The 17,828-nt window shown below is 67.7% G+C and carries 18 protein-coding genes and 4 pseudogenes; 13 read left to right on the plus strand and 9 right to left on the minus strand.

Annotated elements, in window-relative coordinates; translation table 11 throughout:
• Window positions 1–170: 170 nt before the first annotated feature.
• A complete protein-coding gene (locus ACZ56U_RS22805; RefSeq protein ID WP_469085843.1) occupies window positions 171–680 on the plus strand; it encodes an NUDIX hydrolase in 510 nt (169 codons plus the stop codon).
• Here the strand turns inward: ACZ56U_RS22805 and ACZ56U_RS22810 are convergent.
• A pseudogene (locus ACZ56U_RS22810) lies at window positions 655–1,532 on the minus strand (IS5 family transposase). The gene ACZ56U_RS22805 and the pseudogene ACZ56U_RS22810 overlap by 26 nt on opposite strands.
• Before the next feature lie 154 nt (window positions 1,533–1,686).
• Here ACZ56U_RS22810 and ACZ56U_RS22815 point away from each other — a divergent pair.
• Together ACZ56U_RS22815 and ACZ56U_RS22820 are read left to right on the plus strand one after the other, a co-directional pair.
• The gene (locus ACZ56U_RS22815; protein WP_469085844.1) at window positions 1,687–2,094 is read left to right on the plus strand and encodes a hypothetical protein; all 408 of its coding nucleotides are present in this window, start codon (window positions 1,687–1,689) and stop codon (window positions 2,092–2,094) included.
• Window positions 2,091–3,062: an ATP-grasp domain-containing protein gene (locus ACZ56U_RS22820; protein WP_469085845.1), complete on the plus strand. Its 972-nt coding sequence runs from the start codon at window positions 2,091–2,093 to the stop codon at window positions 3,060–3,062. Before ACZ56U_RS22815 ends, ACZ56U_RS22820 begins: the two co-directional genes overlap by 4 nt.
• Window positions 3,063–3,167: 105 nt before the next feature.
• Here ACZ56U_RS22820 and ACZ56U_RS22825 read toward each other — a convergent pair whose 3' ends face one another.
• Window positions 3,168–4,145: a hypothetical protein gene (locus ACZ56U_RS22825; RefSeq protein ID WP_469085846.1), complete on the minus strand. Its 978-nt coding sequence runs from the start codon at window positions 4,143–4,145 to the stop codon at window positions 3,168–3,170.
• A 285-nt stretch (window positions 4,146–4,430) separates the two neighbouring features.
• On the opposite strand from ACZ56U_RS22825, the gene ACZ56U_RS22830 reads away from it, so the two are divergent.
• The gene (locus ACZ56U_RS22830) at window positions 4,431–4,883 is read left to right on the plus strand and encodes a hypothetical protein (protein ID WP_469085847.1); all 453 of its coding nucleotides are present in this window, start codon (window positions 4,431–4,433) and stop codon (window positions 4,881–4,883) included.
• A gap of 63 nt (window positions 4,884–4,946) precedes the next feature.
• On the opposite strand, the gene ACZ56U_RS22835 is transcribed toward ACZ56U_RS22830, so the two are convergent.
• Window positions 4,947–5,777: a hypothetical protein gene (locus tag ACZ56U_RS22835; RefSeq protein ID WP_469086121.1), complete on the minus strand. Its 831-nt coding sequence runs from the start codon at window positions 5,775–5,777 to the stop codon at window positions 4,947–4,949.
• A 241-nt stretch (window positions 5,778–6,018) separates the two neighbouring features.
• Here ACZ56U_RS22835 and ACZ56U_RS22840 point away from each other — a divergent pair, with 241 nt between their 5' ends.
• From ACZ56U_RS22840 to ACZ56U_RS22850, 3 genes are all read left to right on the plus strand, one after another.
• Entirely contained in the window at window positions 6,019–6,804 is a 786-nt protein-coding gene (locus ACZ56U_RS22840; protein ID WP_469085848.1) for a hypothetical protein, read from the plus strand.
• A 69-nt stretch (window positions 6,805–6,873) separates the two neighbouring features.
• Entirely contained in the window at window positions 6,874–7,251 is a 378-nt protein-coding gene (locus ACZ56U_RS22845) for a DUF6233 domain-containing protein (RefSeq protein ID WP_469085849.1), read from the plus strand.
• A gap of 359 nt (window positions 7,252–7,610) precedes the next feature.
• Window positions 7,611–7,976 carry a DUF6207 family protein gene (locus tag ACZ56U_RS22850; protein ID WP_469085850.1) on the plus strand — a complete coding sequence of 122 codons (366 nt, stop codon included), beginning with the start codon at window positions 7,611–7,613 and terminating at the stop codon, window positions 7,974–7,976.
• Window positions 7,977–8,093: 117 nt separating this feature from the next.
• Here the strand turns inward: ACZ56U_RS22850 and ACZ56U_RS22855 are convergent, their stop codons facing one another.
• From ACZ56U_RS22855 to ACZ56U_RS22870, 4 genes and pseudogenes are all read right to left on the minus strand, one after another.
• Window positions 8,094–8,525 carry a restriction endonuclease gene (locus ACZ56U_RS22855; RefSeq protein ID WP_469085851.1) on the minus strand — a complete coding sequence of 144 codons (432 nt, stop codon included), beginning with the start codon at window positions 8,523–8,525 and terminating at the stop codon, window positions 8,094–8,096.
• A gap of 58 nt (window positions 8,526–8,583) precedes the next feature.
• Window positions 8,584–9,144, minus strand: a complete 561-nt coding sequence (locus ACZ56U_RS22860; RefSeq protein ID WP_469085852.1) for a hypothetical protein — start codon at window positions 9,142–9,144, stop codon at window positions 8,584–8,586.
• Between the two features lie 19 nt (window positions 9,145–9,163).
• Entirely contained in the window at window positions 9,164–9,421 is a 258-nt protein-coding gene (locus ACZ56U_RS22865; RefSeq protein WP_469085853.1) for a hypothetical protein, read from the minus strand.
• A 146-nt stretch (window positions 9,422–9,567) separates the two neighbouring features.
• Window positions 9,568–10,133, minus strand: a pseudogene (locus ACZ56U_RS22870) (AAA family ATPase); the annotation flags it as partial.
• A 165-nt stretch (window positions 10,134–10,298) separates the two neighbouring features.
• On the opposite strand from ACZ56U_RS22870, the gene ACZ56U_RS22875 reads away from it, so the two are divergent.
• From ACZ56U_RS22875 to ACZ56U_RS22900, 6 genes and pseudogenes are all read left to right on the plus strand, one after another.
• Window positions 10,299–10,796 (plus strand): cupin domain-containing protein, encoded by a 498-nt coding sequence (locus ACZ56U_RS22875; RefSeq protein ID WP_469085854.1) that lies wholly within the window; start codon window positions 10,299–10,301, stop codon window positions 10,794–10,796.
• Window positions 10,797–10,884: 88 nt separating this feature from the next.
• Window positions 10,885–10,977 (plus strand): annotated as a pseudogene (locus tag ACZ56U_RS22880) (NAD-dependent protein deacetylase 1); the annotation flags it as partial.
• A 702-nt stretch (window positions 10,978–11,679) separates the two neighbouring features.
• A complete protein-coding gene (locus tag ACZ56U_RS22885) occupies window positions 11,680–11,862 on the plus strand; it encodes a hypothetical protein (protein ID WP_469085855.1) in 183 nt (60 codons plus the stop codon).
• A gap of 750 nt (window positions 11,863–12,612) precedes the next feature.
• Window positions 12,613–12,896 (plus strand): annotated as a pseudogene (locus ACZ56U_RS22890) (helix-turn-helix domain-containing protein); the annotation flags it as partial.
• A gap of 204 nt (window positions 12,897–13,100) precedes the next feature.
• Entirely contained in the window at window positions 13,101–13,958 is an 858-nt protein-coding gene (locus ACZ56U_RS22895) for an NAD-dependent epimerase/dehydratase family protein (protein WP_469085856.1), read from the plus strand.
• Window positions 13,959–14,124: 166 nt separating this feature from the next.
• Complete coding sequence (locus ACZ56U_RS22900) at window positions 14,125–15,024, plus strand: LysR family transcriptional regulator (RefSeq protein ID WP_469085857.1); 900 nt, start codon at window positions 14,125–14,127, stop codon at window positions 15,022–15,024.
• A 735-nt stretch (window positions 15,025–15,759) separates the two neighbouring features.
• Here the strand turns inward: ACZ56U_RS22900 and ACZ56U_RS22905 are convergent.
• Complete coding sequence (locus ACZ56U_RS22905; RefSeq protein WP_469085858.1) at window positions 15,760–17,049, minus strand: outer membrane protein assembly factor BamB family protein; 1,290 nt, start codon at window positions 17,047–17,049, stop codon at window positions 15,760–15,762.
• A gap of 137 nt (window positions 17,050–17,186) precedes the next feature.
• Window positions 17,187–17,684, minus strand: coding sequence for a hypothetical protein (locus tag ACZ56U_RS22910; protein ID WP_469085859.1), 498 nt, complete (start codon window positions 17,682–17,684; stop codon window positions 17,187–17,189).
• Window positions 17,685–17,828: the final 144 nt, after the last annotated feature.

Here is a 17,828-nt window from a genome sequence, read left to right on the forward strand (position 1 = left end):
GGAGCGAGTAACTCCCACTCCTGATCGGTGAGTTCATGACGACGTATCACCCCACCATGATCCACCATTCAATGATCTTTGAAGACGGGCCCTAGGGCGGGTTTGAAATAGTGATCACTAGAGCGCCCGAAGCCTCGATCGGGGCTTCGGGCGCGCCTAGGGTCAAGGCCATGGAGACGATGCATCGGCCCGCTGCACGCGTGGTCTGTCTGGACGCCTCTGACCGCGTGCTTCTGCTGCGCTGGCGCGATCCAGTCGACGGAACGTGGCTGTGGGAACCGCCTGGTGGCGGCATTGACCCTGGTGAAACGCCGCTGACGGCGGCACGGCGCGAACTGGTCGAGGAGACCGGTCTGGACCCCGAGGCGGTCTTGGAGCGGTCCGTGCCTGTGGAACGAAATGTGCGGTGGAAGGGCATGCAGTTCGTCGGCACAGAGGACTTCTTCGTGGCGCGCTTCACTGAGGAGCAGCCCTCGCTGGAACGCGCCGGTCTACTTCCCGATGAACAGGCCAACCTCGACTCGCATGCGTGGGTGCTGTGGTCGGATCTGGACTCGCTGCCGGACCGGGTCGAGCCGCCACAGCTACTGGCAGTGCTCGGTGCCCTGGTGCCGGCGGGCCCTTGGCGTAACGGAGGGCACGGTTGCGGCCAGGTCACAGGGACTGCCGTATCAACGTGAGTTGGATGGTCACTTCGTAGCGGACGGCGAGCTTGTCGTAGCGGGTCGCGACGCCCCGGGCCTGCTTCAGCAGGCCGATCCGGCACTCGACCTTGTGCCTGGCCTTGTACTTCTCGCGGTCGAAGCCGGGCGGCCGTCCACCTGCCGCTCCCCGACGCAGGCGGTGTCCGGCTTGGTCACGCTTCTCCGGAATGGTGTGCGGGATCTGCCGCCTGCGCAGGTAGGCGCGGATCTCGCGGGAGGAGTAGGCGCGATCGGCGAGCACGTGATCGGGCCGGACACGAGGCCGCCCGCTGCCGGTCCGGGGCACCTTGATGCGGTCCATGACCCGGATGAAGTGTGGTGCGTCGCCGCGTTGGCCTCCAGTGATCACGACGGCGAGGACGTGTCCGGCGGCGTCGGCGGCCAGGTGGAGCTTGGTGCTCAGGCCGCCGCGCGAGCGGCCGAGGCCGTGGTCGTCCGGCTCGTCCGCCAGGCCGTCCGGGGACGTCCGGCCCGGACGGGCAGCCCCCTTTTCCGGGCCCCCGCGGAGTGCTGGTGGGCGCGGCAGACTGTGGAGTCGACTGAGACCTCCTACTCAATGTGCCCGGCGGCATCCGCCTTGACCTGCAGTTTCTCCAGGACGCGGGCCCAGGTTCCGTCGATCTGCCAGCGGCGGAACACCGAGTACGACGTCTCCCACGGCCCGTACCGCTCGGGCATGTCCCGCCAAGGCGAACCCGTCCTCGCCCGCCACCAGATCCCGTCAAAGACCTGCCGCCGATCCCGCGGCTTGCGCCCCATCTTCGGCAACGGCGGCAATACCGCCTCCAAGCACAGCCACTGGTCGTCCGTCAGATCTCCACGAGCCATCCGAAGATCGTTTCACGACCTTGATCAACATCTCAAACAGGCCCTAGGTGTATTGATCACTCGAGGCGGGCGAGCCATTCCTCGGAGACGAGTTCGTCGGGGAAGCCGGAGGCGTAGGGGCTTAATGGTGGAGTCGGGTATTGGAACTGTCCGAATGGGTCTCGGACTCCTCGTTCGGTTCCTCGAAGATCTCGGCCGCCGAGAGCACCTCAGCCGAGATCACGACGGGCCCAACGAGCACGGATGGCCCATCGGTGGTTTCGTAGAAGTAAGCGAAGTCGACTACCGATCCGAGGTGGGCACGATGCCTGACTTCAAGCTCGGCGATCCGCTGGATGAGTACCCGGAGGACGTCATCAAGATGCCGCCCCCGGTCGTTTTCCGTGCACAGCCCGATAGCTACGTGCTCCTGAAGACCCCTGAGCAACTTCGGGCTTGGGAGCAAGCGGTTCGGCAGACGACAGGGCTTGAGATCGTGGCCGAGAATCTAGCAGGTGTGGCCTCCGAAACCGGGTGCTCGTATGGCGAGGCGAGCCACAGCGACGACTGCGGACTGGCGTGATACTGGCCGTCTCGGTCCGCGACGACCTCCACGCCCTCGCTGTGCAACATGCGGTACGCAGCCGGGGGAAGCACGATTTCCACATTGTGGAGAGCGACACCATCGGTGGCAGGCCGTCGCTGTCCTGGTACTCGCACAGCGACGAAGGTGCCCATGGGAATCGGACTGCGACCCTCCTGACCTCCGAGGGTGTCGCTGTCGCGCCTGAAGAGGCTGCTGTCTTGTGGTGGCGGCGGCCCAGGGCCGATCAGGAGATCGCCGCGCATGCGAGCAGCACCCATGAGCGCAGTCTCGTAAACAACGACTGTCGCGGTGCTCTCGGCGGCATCCTTGCCTCCGCTTTTGACGGCCAGTGGATCTCGCCACCCGAGGCGACCGATGGGGCTGCCGACAAGGTGTACCAACTCGCGGTGGCGCGGGACGTCGGCTTCCGAGTGCCACGCACCCTCATCTCCCAGTCACGAGCAGACATCATAGCCTTCACACGGCAGGTCGGGCGAACTATCGTCAAACCGGTTGTCGGCGCACGCGGACCGTCCCTTTGGACACGCTGGGTCGACGACCCCGAATCGATCCCGGCGGCGTCTTTCGAGGTATGTCCCGCCACTTACCAGGAGTACATCGAGGGCTGTCGGCACGTCAGGCTCAACTGCTTTGGCGAGCGAATGTATGCCGCGCTCATCGAGACGGAAGAACTCGATTGGCGGCCTGACCTCCAAGTACCCATATCTCCCTGGCCCGTTCCCGAGGACGTCCGCCGCCATGTGGGCACAGTCCTGCGCCGACTGGGGCTACGCATGGGCGTGGTGGATCTGAAGCTGACGCCGGACGGGCAGCCGGTATGGCTCGAGGTGAACCCACAGGGCCAGTTCCTGTTCCTGGAACCACTCACGGGCGAACCGCTGACCGAGCACTTCGCTGACTTCCTGCTCTCTGCTGCTGGCACATTGCGCAACGAACAGAATTGAGGGCGCCGTCCTCCAGCCCCGACACAGGGCCAGCGCGTACCGAGACCGGCCGGTCGGAGGACCGTTTTGCTGCAGAAGCAGAGAGAGGCAGGCCGGGACAGAATCTCAGGGTTGTGATCTCTTCCGCTGGCTCACATCGGCGGCGGCGGCCCAGTCCCCAGCTGATGCCTGCTGCCACTGGACGGCGACTTTGATGTGGACCCCGAGCATCCGGGCGAGGATCGCGGCGGGGACTTCGGTGGCGAGAGTGAACAGGGCGGTGGAGCGGTCCTGCTTGGGCCGGACCCCGATTCGGTGAAGGCGCTTGCCGATCGGGCTATCAGTGAGGGGGAGCCCGGGGTGGCCTCCGGGGAACAGCCAGGGAACGTCGTTGGGGGTGCCGATCTTGGCTTTGCCGCGGCGGGTGGCGACGAGCTCGCGGACGAGGCTTGCCAGTGGCGCTGGGAGTACGACCGGCGAGGTGCCGAACGTGATCGTGACGGTGTCGCCGTCGATGTAGATGTCGTCGACGGTGAGTTGGCTGATGGTGGCGATCTTCTGTGCGTAGAGGATCAGCAGCAGTCCCGCGACGCGGTCCTGGGTCGGCAGTGTGTCGTCGTTGAGGAGGCGCCGGGCGTCGGCCCAGCGTTTCTCGCTGTCGATGGCGCCCTGGGGGCCGGTCCAGCGGACGGTGCCGTAGGTCAGGTCGCGGGCATGCCGGTGCTGTACCGACCAGCGCACGAAGTGGCCGGTCTCGTCGCGGTAGCTGACCGTGGCATCGGCCATCCACCGTTCCAGGTCCGGCTGGGTGCACGTCCCCAGGGTGAGTCCTTCGCGGTTGAGCCAAGTCAGGAAGCTGTCGGCTGCGGTGACGTGGCAGCGAACGTTCAGATCCTGGAGTCGAGTCGTATGGTCTTCGCCGAGGCGTCTGCGGAGCCGACGCATGTGGTGCCAGACCGCATAGCCGTGCAGGGTCCGACGCTCGGCGAGATCGATGCGGGCCTGGACGGTCCCGGTGATCCATTTCTCCAGGGCGATGAGCCGTTCGTCGCGGGGCGGGAGGGTGCCGGTCGCGACCAGGACACTGCGCAGGTGGGCTAGCACTTTGCCCGGGGGCAGTTCGTCGAGAACCTCGTGGGTGACGGGCCGCTCGACTGCGGAACCTTCAGTTACGACTTTCGCGAAAGTGCGCCGTGGACGCCCAGCAGACCTGTGTGCTGGCGACATGGCTACCGCCTCCGCTCAGCCCGCGCCTGTTGTACGGCCGGTGTGGTCCCACAACTGCTCCTTCGACGATCTCGCGGTCCCATTCGAGGTACCGGACCACGTAAGCACGCGCGAAGCGAAATGGAGATGCCGGCTCCTGGCCTGCGCAGGCAGGATCTCTCCATGTCGACCGACGTCAGCGGAATGATCGAATGCCGGCCGGGCGCCCGCCTATGGGGCCCTGACGACGAGGACTCCGTATGGGAAATCGGCATCGATCTCTTCCTCCTCAACAGGGGCAATGCCTACGACGGCCTGGCCTGCCTCTTCGGAGTCCGAAACTCTTTCGGCTTCCGACCCTTGGCGGAGGGTCGCGGCTTCCCGGACGACGCCTCGGACGGGCTGCGAGGTGAGTTCGCCAGCTACGGCGGCCCCCACGATGTGCACGGGACCACCTGGCTGACCTGGGCCGAGCTAGACACCACGGACTGGCAGGAGACCGACGCCTCAGGCACACGAACCCGCGCCTCAGCCGCAGGGACCGACACAGACTGGGGCCGGGTCTGGAGCGTCATGCGCATCCTCAGCGAAGTCCACGGAGCCGAGAACGTACGCCTCGTCGTCTGGTTCCACTGACTCGTAGCTGAACCACCGGTTGGCCACTGAGTGTTGTAGTTGGCCGGAGTCACGCACCGACGTCTACCGCCCGATCCGGCGGGCCGTGCCGGATTGCGTGCGCAAGGCAGGCAGTCGGGCGGTGTCTTCCACTCCGGCCAGGCTTTCGCCCAAGGTCAGCAGCGAGAGGAGCCGCACCGGCCGACCGGCGGTGGCGGCGGCCTCCAGTTTGTGGTGCCCGTCGAGGAGGAAGTGGGTCAGGCCCCAGTGCACGAAGTAGTCGTCTCCTCGGTCGATGGCGGGCTGGCACACGTCCAGAGTGGAGATCGCCACCGCCGTGGGGACCGTTCCCTGCTCCATGAGTGCGACGTATTCCTCGACGCGCTCCCGCTCGTTCCATGTCGGGGGAACCATGGGCACGACGAACTCGTAGAGGTGGGCGTCCGCGTCGACCGCGGTCTCGAAGGTCCGGTAGTACGGGGTGTGCGGGTACTCCGGAAGGCCCCAGAACTGATCGATCCCCCACGTCGTGACCTGTTCGCCGCTGAAGTAGTCGCCCTCTCTGCCGGGGATGACCAGATGGGGTTCCACGTCCAGGAGCAGCGGAAGGTACTCACCCTGCGGCAACAACGCGCCGAACGCCTCGATCACGCCGCCGTTGTCCGGATCGGCCAGCGTTCCGGTGAGCCGTTCCTGCATGCTCTCCAGGGACAGCTTCTCCCGCGCGGTCTTCAGTCGGCGGAACAGGAGCGGGCACGTGCCGCAGTAGAAGCTGAGCTCGAAGGCCGGCTCGTCGTCGACCATGAGCAAGCGGCGCCGCGGTCCGCCGCCGAGCTCCTGCAGTTCCGTATCGAAGTTCAACCGTGCCTCGGAGGCTGGGACGCCGAGACTGCGGGGGTCGCCTATTTTGATCATCACGGGCCGACCGTACGGGACGCTGTGAACGGGCTCCACCGAGTACTGAGCGTGTATCTGGCCGGAAGGGTCAACTACAACGCTCAGTCACAGCGTGTGTGACTGAGCGCGATAGCTGGCCTTTGAGCACCCTGGTTGGCCTTGAGCGCGATGGTTGGCGCGGGAGCACCCTGAGTGGGGTGTGCCGGGCAGTCTGGGCCCCGCCGGGGAGGCCCTTCACGTCGGGTGCGACTCTGGGCGGATGCACGAGACAGCTGCAGCTCTGGCGACCGCTCGGTGGCCCCTCACCGCGGGCCGGGAAGCCGACTGGTTGCGGGAGCTGACCTCCGATGACGGACTGACGGGGTTCATGCCGCCAGCGCTGCCCGACGCGGTCTGGGTGCTTCACTCCATGTACGAGCACGAGCTCGGACCGACGGGCATGTCCTACGTCGAGTACGAGCGGCGCGTGCTCCTGGGCGGCGGGCCCGAGATCGTCCCAGGTCTGGACCCGGCAGACGTGATGGACGCGGTCCCCGGTGAGCACCCCGGACCTCATTGGCGCCGACTGCGATGGACGGAGCTCGCGCGTCGGATCGGTGACCCGACCGTGCCTGAGGGACGCCTGCCGTGCCACAGCTCTTTCCCCTCGATCGCGCCGCGTCCCTGGCCGGTCGGGATCCAGGTGCCGTCCGAAGGCAGCATGGACCGGGCCGCCTGGAACCGCCTGATCACGATCCTCACCGAGCACAGCCCGCAGGGCCCCGACACTTCCTGCCTGGCCTACTACAGTCCGCTGCTGCATGGAGCCGATGACTTCGAGAACCTGCACATCCGCACCGGCACGCTCGCAGGCGCCCACGTGCTGTACGACCACCCTGAGGAGGACGGCTGGAGCCCGTCCAACCTCTGGCCGCGGGACCAGTCCTGGGTACTGTGCACGGACTACGACCTCTGGGCCACCAAGGTGGCCGGCCCGACCGCGCTGATCGAAGCCCTCCTCAACGACGGGGACCTCGAAGCCGTACGGCTTCCATGGGCTACCTGACCGGCCGGGGGGCGGAGTTGTGCATCGGAGTCGTCCATCCGCGCCATCTACCGTGCTCAGTCACAAAATGTGTTCGATGACCTTCCGGATGATCTTGCCCGGCTCCAGACGCTGCAGATCTGGCACGCCCTGTGGGTCGAGCGCATCGACCGCAAGATCGCGGCCGTCCGGCAGCGCGAACGTGAAGTCGAGCATGGGCGGAACACCCGGCCGAAGTCGCCGGAGTGGATCGTCGAACTCGGCATCGGAAACGGCCGGCCGCCCGCCCAGGTCCACGCCGGTGACTGCTACATGACTGGCAAGCGCCATCGGCCCGTGGACCGCGACGAAGCACGGCGCCTCCTCGCGGCCGGCCTGCCTGGCTGCAGCCACTGCCAGCCCGACGTCCGGCTGCTCGTCCTCGACTTATCCGCCCGCCCGGTTTCACCCCTCACCGCAGCGCGCTGATCGAACACCTGTACCGCCTGCTCGCTATGCTGCGTTCGCGGTGATTCACCATCACCCGAAACAGGACCACACCCATGCTCACCCCCGCTCCCCCGCCACCGGTCTCCGAGCCGGACCCATCCGCGCTGATCTGCTCCGGCGACCGCGTCGGCCTGTGCGCCGGCTGCCAGCGCAAGACACACCGGTACGGCACGGCGGCTCACCCCTCTGCCAGTGGTGCATGGCATCCGTCCAGGAGAACTGGGGCCCGAGCGTCCGCTACACCAGCACCCGCACCTGACCACACGCCCCGGATACCCGGTCGGGTGAAGTCGCCCGGAGAGGAGAACCCCGACAGGGCCCGGCGCGTAGTGCACTGCGTGAGAGCGATCAACGAAGCACATGTCGAGGAGCCAGGGCTGGCCGTGCTGGAAGTCGCGGCCGCAGACACGGAGACCGCGCTCGCCGTCCAGACCGCGCTCGCCGTCCAGACGGCGCTCGCCGAACGGTGGGCAACCGCCGTGGCCGACCGTACGCACCGGGAACCCGGCAAGCCTGGCATCCGGCTGACCCGCTACCTGGACGTGCGCCAGGAACCGCACCCATCACGACAGACACGTAAAGCAGGCGCTCGCCAGGAAGACGTCCTCGTAACCGACCCAGGGCCCACCCCATCAGGCCGGCCAACAGCACTCAACACACTGGCTGCAACCACTGACGTCGGCTGCTTGTCCTCATCGTCATGACAGCCACTACTCGACCACCCCAGGCCCTCCAACTCCCACTACGCGCAGGACACGCTCGCAGCCGCCACCGACAACGAGGGCTTGCCGAAGCAGCCCTGGGCAAGCCCTCGCGGTGTCTCATACGGCAAGTACTGATGTGAGGGGCTCGCCCCACGTAGCCCATCGCCGCAGGTGGATCTGGTCCGGCAGGTAAATGTCATGGGTGTATGCGAAGTCCGCCGCTGCCTTGGTGAACCACCCGTCAGTCACTGCGACTACGACGTCGGCTTTGTGCTGCGGCCGGGCTGTGCCGTTGAGGGTCTGTATGTCAGGCGACCCGACCTTCCCGCGGCCGGCCTCACGGTGCTTGCACTGGAAGACCACTCGGAGGCCGTCGGGCGTTACGGCTATGACGTCTGCTCCGAGGTCGCGAGCACCGCCTCCCTCCCGGATGACCTCATGCCCGTCTCGCCGCGCCAATGCCGCTACCGTCTGCTCGAATGCGGCTGGCGTCATGCTGTGTATGTCTTCTAGGGCAACGCTGTCCCTAGAAGCGAGGAACAGGTCCATGGCCTCCTCAAGCAGAGCCAGGCGATGCATCTCGTCTCGGTCACGCCGCAGGATGGCATCACCGCGAGGCGCGATGCGAGGGCGCGCCGCTGGTGGCGACGCTCGGGACCCGCTCTTCAAGTGCCGCGCGCATGGTGTGCAGTCGGCGGTTCTGGAGGTTGCTGAAGTACATCATCCACACGATGAACCCCACACTGAGCACGGTCATCCCGATGGTCTGCCGGAGTCCTGCAGTGAGGGCGGTCCCCACCGTGACCGTGGTGAAGAGCACGGCGAGGAAGATCAGCGCGGCCATGCGGTGGCGGGTGCGGTACAACCGCTGCGCGACCAGGTCACGCATCGCGCTCTGTTCCCGCGGGTCCTGCGGTACCTCGCCCTTGCGCAGTTTCTGGTCCAGGGAGAGGAGGTCGTCCGTCTTCCCGCCCGCGGCTCGCTTCTCCTTACGGCGCATGATCACCATGATGCAGATTCCACCGGCCGACATGATGGCCGTACGCAGCACCACGGTCGCGAACGAGCGCCCCGGATACAGCAACGCGACCAGCACGCTGGCGGCCAGGACCGACAGGGCGATCTGTACCCACAGGTGCCGCGCCAGGAAGTCCCGGATCCGTTCCACGCCCCGCCTCCTTCAGTCGTCAGATCCGCTTCCGGCGCTTGTATCCGGCGAGCACCATGGCGCACGCGAAGGCCAAAAGGATCCAGGCGACCGCGCAGTAGGCCCAGGCCGTCGTCCCGCGTGCGGCCCCGACCGAGCTCACGACCGCCCACAGCGCGAGGACGACACACAGGCAGGTCCACGCGATGTCGGCCAGCCGGACACGCAGTTGCGCACGCTGAGCCGTTCCTCGCTGCAAGGTGCCGAGCCTTCGTTCCGCGGTCTTCTCCCGCTCCACGAGCCGTCACTCCCCTCATCCGAAACCGGACCTTTCGACTACCCGGGCTCTGCCACCACACGCACCCAAACGAGCCCTCGTATACGGAAGTTGACGCTCCAGATAGCGGCCCCCAGAACGTGCTGGTGAAGGCATGCCCTGCACGGTTCGACCATGTACCGCAAATACGCCTGCGGATCGGCAAGATAGCGGCGCCAGTGATCCACCACGCCGAGCTCCCGCCACGCCACCCACCGCATGCCGCGCTCACCGACCTCGATGATGTCCGCACCCGGTAGCGCGGTCAGCAGTGGGGAGTGCGTGGCGCAGATGACCTGGCCGCCCTCCTGAGCCAGCCGGTCGATATGCCCCACCAGCTCGAGACATGACGAGAACGAGAGCGCTGCCTCCGGCTCGTCCAGAACGTATAGCCCGGCGTGCCGGAACTTCTCGCGAAACGCCGTGAGAAAGCCCTCCCCGTGGCTTACAGTATGCGGCGCGAAGCCCTCCCGACCCAAGGCATCCAGCGCGGTCTCGGCGCGCAGGAAGAAGCCTTCCCTGGCCGCCAGCTGGCTGCCATGCGCCGCCCGCGCCCCGAAGCGGCATCGAATTTGAGACGCTCCCCGAGGATCGACTTGCCGCGCGGGGAGGCGTAGCGCCAGTCATGGGAGCCGCCGTAGGAGTCCAGGCCGAAGCCTTCCGCCAGTCCTTCGACCAGGGTCGACTTGCCCGACGGCCCTGCCGGCATTGCGCTACCGGTCTCGACGCCTCCACCCGCACGCCCCCCGATTGACCCACCATATGAGTGTCAGATTGCACCCATAGGCCGGTCAACGGGTCGCCGAGAATAGTAATCACACGGCGGCCAATGGCGCCGGCTATCAAGGGAGCACACCTGATGAGCAGCATCCGTACAGACTTTGCGCCGGTCGTGACCCGGGCCGCTGAGGCGGAGAAGACGAGTGACCCCAGCAGTGAGATGTCGCTGCTGGCGGACTCCGAAACGACAGGCGGATTGCTGACCAGTTACCGCTCGACCTTCGCCGAGGGGGCGGTGGGAGCACCGGCACACTTCCACACCCGGGCCGCGGAGATGTTCTTCGTCATCGACGGATCCCTGCGCGTCCTGCTGGACGAAACGATCACCGTGCTGAGCGCGGGTGACTTCCTGCTCGTACCGCCGCACACGCCACACGCCTTCGCCGCTGCCCCGGGGTGCACGGCGGACGTGTTGTTCACCTTCACTCCGGGGATGGCCCGCTTCGACTACCTCCGGCTGCTGGGGCGGGTCATGCGCGGCGAGGCCGGCTTCGAGGAGATCAAGGCATCCTCGGAGCTCTACGACAACCACTACGTGGACAGCCCTGTGTGGAACGCTGCGCTGACCACCGGGTGAAGCGGCATCGGAGGCTTCCCGAGCCGCCGCGCAGCCGATGCCGACCGGTACCAGGGCCGTGCCTCCACGGATTCCGTATCCTGGCGGCATGCGCATGCGCCCCCCCCTGAGCTGGGCTCCTGCCGAGGACCTGCCGCCCGGCACCACGGATCTGGCACCGGTCGTCGATGCACTGAGTTCGTGGTGGTGATGATCGGGGGGTGGCAGGACTCGGGGGGCGTCGTCGGCGGCGTAAGTGGCAGGTGTTCGGGGCTCTGGGTGCCCTGGTGATCGTGGCGAGTGTCGCGTACGCGGTGCGGCAGCTGATGCACGGTGGTCTTCTGGAACCCGGTGATACGGCCGGGCTGCTGGGTCTGCCCCTGGGGGTGCCCGGGCTGGTGGTCGCGGTGACGGCACTACGTAAGCCGATCGAGGGCAACGATGCTGAACGCGCCCGCGGTTGGGCCGCGACGCTGGCCCGGCAGGTCGAGGACGGCGAGAGCGGAGTGTGGCGGCAGCTGCTGGGTGACGACACCCGACGCATCAACCTCACCTACGACCTGCACCCCGCCGCTGCCCGCCCTGCCGTAGCGCCGGCTGCCGGGCGTCTGACCACGGACGGCTCGGGCCCGGTAACGTTGCCGGACATCGTCTCCTACCACCGTGCCACGCAGCCGCTGCGTCTGGTCGTCACCGGCGCCGCCGGCGCGGGCAAGACGGTTCTGGCCCTGGAACTGATGCTGGCTCTCATCGACGGCCGGGCCGAGGATACCCCGTGCCCGTGCGTATCCCGCTGTCGCGATGGGACACCGAACGCCAGTCCCTGCCCCAGCTGCTGCAGCAACGGTTGGTCGAGGCCTACGACTGACCCGCCAACCTGGCCGCCGACCTGGTGCAGCACGGCATGGTGTTGCCGGTGTTGGACGGCCTGGACGAAATGGACCCGCCGGCTCCCGACTGCTCCCCCGACCCTGCCGCGCCCCGCGCCACCACCGTCGTCCACGACCTCAACGCCTACCAGCGCGGCCCTGACGCCGGGCCCCTCATCCTGACCTGCCGCACCTACCGGCCGGCCAGCGCCCGGTAGCCCTCCCCACTTGGGCTGCGGCGCGCGCAGCAAAGGCGCAGGGCATCACCAGCTCACTGCAGAAAAGCCGCACCCAAGGACCACCGGCTTCCCCGAGACGCCAAACACCAGTCAGCCGTGCCTGGCGCCTCCAGCGGGCCTTCGACCTCACTGGGATGGCCTGCAACTCCAGCCATCCCAGAAAGCCCATTGCCAGTGAGCGATGCGGACGCTGCTCACGAACCGACGCATGCTCGACCACCGGGATGCTCTGCGCGCGTGACTCAATCCGAAGCGGTAGGACCCAGGAGAGCAAACCGTTGGGTACACGGTCGCTGCAGGGAAGCGGACAGCGTCGCAAACGCCACCACCGCCGCTGAAAGCCCTGCGAGAAGCAACTGCTGGTTCTGGGCGAGCAAGTCCGGGGTCGGATCACCACCGGCGCGAACCGGCGGCGGGCTGGCTTCTGACCACCGCATGGAAATCGACGTGTAGTTGATCGAGCCGCACTGGGAGAGAAGGACATCACCACCCCTTAAGCCCGCGCGGCCCTTCTCCTACCACCGCACTGACGCAGCGGGACACGCACCAGACCGCGCCACTGCCACGCCGTGCCGGTGTACCACTGCTGCTTGCCGCCCGGAGGACCCGGCGCAGCATTTCCTTGAACGAGATTCCTGCAGGATTATCACCCAAGGTGGACCAGTAGCGACGCTTGAAAGTTGCCCCCCTCCAAGGGGTCTGGCTCGTTGAGCCAGACCGGGAGGAGCGGTGATCAGCCTGGAGGATCGGGCAGAGATCCGCCGGCTTCACCGGGCCAAGCAGATGCCGGTGCGGGCGATCGCGAAGAAGTTGGGGATCTCAAGGACACCGTCCGCAGGGCGATCGTGGATGATGCGCCGCCGAAGTACCAGCGGGCGCCGAAGGGCTCGATCGGGGACGCGGTCGAGCCGCAGATCCGTGAACTGCTCGAACAGTGGCCGGAGATGCCGGCGACGGTGATCGCTGAGCGGATCGGCTGGGACCGCGGCCTGACTGTGCTCAAGGACCGCATCCGCGGGCACGGAGGGGCGGGTGTCCAAGCCCTCTTCTGCCTTCGCTGATGCCCGCCGGGCATCAGCGAAGGTGCGTCCGGCCATCGACACGCGCGTGATGCCTGATGGGTATCAGCGGCGTCGAAAGAGGTCTTGGACGGAGTGCCGCCGCCGGACGGAGGCTGTGGGGGCAAGCCATTGAGCCACTGACAGGAGCTGAAGACCATGAGGGTTTTCCTCACCGGCGGATCCGGATACATCGGCAGGGCGACCATCGGCGCGCTGATCCGGCAGGGACACACCGTGGACGCTCTGGCCCGCAGCGACGGCGCCGCCGAGACCGTCCGTGCCCTCGGCGCGACACCGGTGCGCGGCGGGCTTGGGGACCTCGGCGTGCTGAACGCCGCGGCCCCCCGCGCGGAAGCCGTCGTTCACCTGGCGCAGGCTGAAACCGGCGCCGAGGATCTGAGGGCGGCCGGGGCCATGCAGGACGGCATCGGCAGCGGCCCCTACGTGCACACCGGCGGCACCTGGGTCTACGGCGACACCCAGGGCGTGGCGGACGAGAGCGCCCCGTGGAACCCGCCGGCCTTGGTCGCCTGGCGCAAGTCCGTGGAGGACGCCGTCCTCGCACGCGCCCAGCGCGGTGGCCGCCCCGTCGTGGTACAGCCCGGCCTGCTGTACGGCGGCGAGAACCGTTTGATCGACATCTTCTACACCACCCCGGGCAAGGAGGCCGGCGCCATCCCCTACATCGGCGACGGGACCAACCGCTGGGCGCTGGTGCACATCGACGACATCGCCGAGCTGTACGTCGCCGCGCTCAAGACGAAGCCGGGTTCGGTGTACGTCGGTGTCGGCGGTGTCAACCCCACCGCCAAGGAGTGCGCCCTCGCCCTCAGCCGGGCCGCGGGCATCGAGGGCAAGGTCGCATCGATCAGCCTGGAACAGGCCCGCGAACAGATGGGCCCGATCGCCGACGCCTTCGCTCTGGACCAGCAGTTCACGCCGGCCCGGGCCAGGGAGGAACTGGGCTGGACTCCCGCCCACACCGACCCCCTGGCCGTTCTGGCCCGTGGCTGAGCACACCTGTGCACCGCCGGCCGGCAGCGTCTGCGGCGGCATGCACTAGCCCGGTAGATTGATGATCGACTGCCATGGGCGTTCCGAAGGAGTTCCGGGACAGCCATGGCCCACAGCGGCCGACCGACCCGGGGTGCCGTGGCGACAGAGCGGGCGGTGAATCCGGATGGATCTTGATCTGCGGAAGCTGCGCTACTTCGTGGCCGTGGCGCAGGAACTCCATTTCGGGCGGGCGGCGGAGCGGCTGCACATCGCCCAGCCGGTGCTGTCCCGGCAGATCCGCAGTCTGGAGGACGACCTCGGAGCGGAGGTGTTCGACCGGGGCCGCCGCGGAACGCAGCTCACTGCGGCCGGAGAGCAGCTGCTGGAGGACGCCCTACCCCTGCTCGCCTCGGCCCAGGCACTGACGAGACGCGTGAAGTCAGCGGCCCAGGGCACCCAGTCGCTGACCGTCGGCTTCATGCCAGGCATCACCGTCACCCCGGCCATGGTCGCCTTCACCACGCACCATCGGGACGTGCACGTGCGCCTTCTGCGCACCACGTGGGCCGACCAGGTCGAGGTGCTGCTGGACGGCCGCGCCGACGTCAGCATCGTGCGCCTGCCCATCGACAGCAACGGTCTGCAGATGCGTCCGCTCTTCCGGGAGCCCCGCGTCGTCATGGTACCGGCCGGGCACGCCTTGGCCGGCAGGACGTCGGTGAGCATCAAGGATCTTGCCGCCGAGCACCTGCTTCAGGATCCCGACGCCGTTCCGGAGTGGCGTGATGTGGCACTGGAACTGCGGGGTCGACGGCGCCCCGAAGTCCCGGTGATCCACCAGGTGGAGGAGAAACTGGAAATGGTTGCGGCCGGAGCGGGCATCTGCGTGCTCCCGCTGTCGACCGCCAGCTTCTACACCCGGCCGGACGTGATCCCGCTGCGCGTGAAGGACATCGGCCCCAACCAGGTGGCCCTCGCCTGGGTGGCGGCCCGCCGCTCCCGCCTCATCCACGACTTCGCCCAGGCCGCCGCCGACACCCTCGCCCGACCCCACGCCGAGGAATCGCAGCCGCCTTCGGACTGAGGTGGTTTCCATGCGGACCGCCGCCCAGCGGCGCCGTGAACCCGCAAGGCCCATGTGTCCCAGCGAACGGCGGACACGGACTGACTCGGCGGGTCCGAGCCTCTGCCGACACCGGACAGCACGGACCCGGCACGGCGCCACGACAGTCACCGCACACCCGCGGCTCGCGCGCTCGGGGCAGGGATGGCCCGGGAGCCAGGATCCTATGCGGTCACGAACATCCAGTCTGGCCGCGCGCATGATCGCCCCGGAACGACGCATCCTCGCCAGGACAACCCAACGGTGTCGGTGGATTTTTGGGTCAGGTCCGAAGCGGCCACCCCACCATCATCACCGTGGATTTTGCTGGGCGACAGACGGTGGAGTCGACGTTGACATCCCAGGGTGATCAGGCCCTTCGCGTCCGCCTCGGCCTAGTACTCCAGCAGTACGGTCCGAGGCGAGGAGCGAGACCTTGTTGTCCGCCGTGCGAATCGCGACGGTCTGGCCTGCGAACGAGTAATAGCGCGTCGCTGTGACCGTGCTGGAGCCCGTCTTCAGCTGAACAGCTCGACCAATCCGGCCTCAGGGAAAGGGCGGAGAGGAATTGTCAAATCCTGTGGATGGGACTGCTCGCAAGCTTCGGGCCACTCCGCTTTGGGGCTGTGCCCGCGGTGGACGGGTTCCGTCGACTTCGCACTGTCACTAGCGTCCGTGTGCCACCAAGCGGTGCCCACCGCCGGTCGTACGGGGCTGTCAGTCCTTGTGCACGGGACGCAAGGTCACCAGGTCGTTGCCGTCGCAGTAGACGAGCGGCCCGCCGACGGCTTTGTTGGCGGGCCGGAACGCCTGGCAGTCCGATGTGCCCCGCCAGAGGGTATTGCCCCGGTGGTCCAGCAGGAGCAGGCGGCGACCGTCCTGCCAGAAGCCGCCGGTGACGGACCGCGCCGCGAGGCTCAGCCCGTGGGGGCGGACGAGCTGGTCGGCGCCCGCGTACAGGAGCCGATCCGGGCGGCCAGGCGCGCGGATGATCTCGTTCATGGTGCCGTAGGTGACCAGGTACTCGCCCGGGGCCAGTCGCCGGGAGCGGCGCAGGGTGCCGAAGTAGGGATCGACGACCAGGGTGCCTTTGGCGTCCGGCAGTACCATCCGGTAGCCGACGATCAGGGGAAGAGTACGGTCCCAGCGGCATCCGGTGCGCGCGTCGCGCGGGGCCTGAGGCTGGTCCCAGACGAAGTTGTACTGCCAGCCGCGGTCCCCGTCACCGGATTCCACCCCGCTGGCGAGGACGGTGGCGCGGCAGCTGCCCTTGGCCGGTGCGGTGACCATGATGACCCGGTCGTTGTCCTTGATCATTCGATCGACGGTGCCGTCGGGCGGCCGCAGCGCCGCCTGCCAGTGAAGCCCGCCGTCGCCCGGGTCAACAGTGCCGACACGGTCGGGGGTGACCAGATAGGGCCCGCAATGGTCCCCACTGCGGCCGTCGGCGGTGGCGAGCGCGTCGGCCTGGCAGACGACTCCTACCGCCCCGGACACTGCGCGCGTCCACTGGAGTACACCCGACCAGGCGTCCCAGCCGGTCAGGCGGCAGGACCTGGGACGGCAGACCGCCGTCAGTACCACGGAGCTGTTCTCCAACAGGAAAACCTGGCTGCCGAGCGGCAAGGCCTGACGCCAGATCAGGAGCCCCCGCTCCGGGTCGAGCCCGGCGATCGCACTCGGACCCTGGCGGCCGTCTCTGCCGCCGACCAGTATCACCCGGCGATCACCGCCGAGCACGGAGTGCGCCGCGCCGGGCTGGTGCGAGGTCAACGCGAATTCGGCCGGCAATGCCAGCCGCCAGCCCCCGTTCTCTGCGCCATCCAGGCGGACCAGCGTGCGGCCCTGGCCGAGCAGCCCCGCCGCGGGCTCGTTCAGCGCCCAGGTGCCATCGGGGCCCGGCCGCACCGGCAGTGGAACACGCGAGGCCTCTTCGGGCACCGCCTCCCCATCGCCGAACATCGGCGGCGACGGGGCGAAACAGCCCGCCACCAGCAGCCCCACCACGGCCAGTAGCCCTCGCCGCCACCGATACCTCATCGCCCCCCGGATCCGCCCACACGGTAGAACGCCCGCAAACCTGCTCACCACTCTTCCGCCTCCCTCTTGCGGAAACGAGTCTTGCTGGCGTCCTGACGGGCCTGTCATGAGCTCTGCTGGAGCCGCTCCGCGGCCTGAGCAGGGGTGTCGTAGTAGCCAGGCCGTGCCAGCAGGACCGAGCTGAAGTGGTAGCCCTGCTCTTCCTCGGGCTCATCGTCGGCTGCGAATGGACGCCAGAAGCTCAGCAGCAAGTCCGGGGCGATGAATGAAGCATCGTCGTCTGGGTCTTCCTCGATCGAGGTGAACTCGCCCATCCGCAGGACAACCTCGCGGGCCGGAAGCACGAACACGTCCACACCCTGAAACAACACTCGGTCCGTCTGGGACGACGGCCTTCCCAACTCGATGGCCTCAAGCATGTCTCGCATGCAGTGGATGCTGATCATCAGCCCGCTGGGACGGAAGACGTGTTGCCCCGGCCGATCAGACTCCGAGATCGCAGAGAGATCGCGGAGCGAGTCCAGCGCCGTGTTGGCCGCGTGCCGAGTCATACCGATCTGCAACGGGCCGACGCCGGTCGGTGGGGCGAGGTCGAAGTCCATGTGGGCATGATCCCAAGCAGGTCTGTCAACGAGTCACGAAGGGCCTCCAGTCCCGGCAGGTTACAGGGCGTGAGAGCTCCACAGAATTTGGACCAGAGCCCGTTCTCCGCAGGGGTGGACACCCGTATCAGTGCCCTCGCCGCC

This window comes from Streptomyces sp. NPDC034103 (assembly GCF_055575395.1).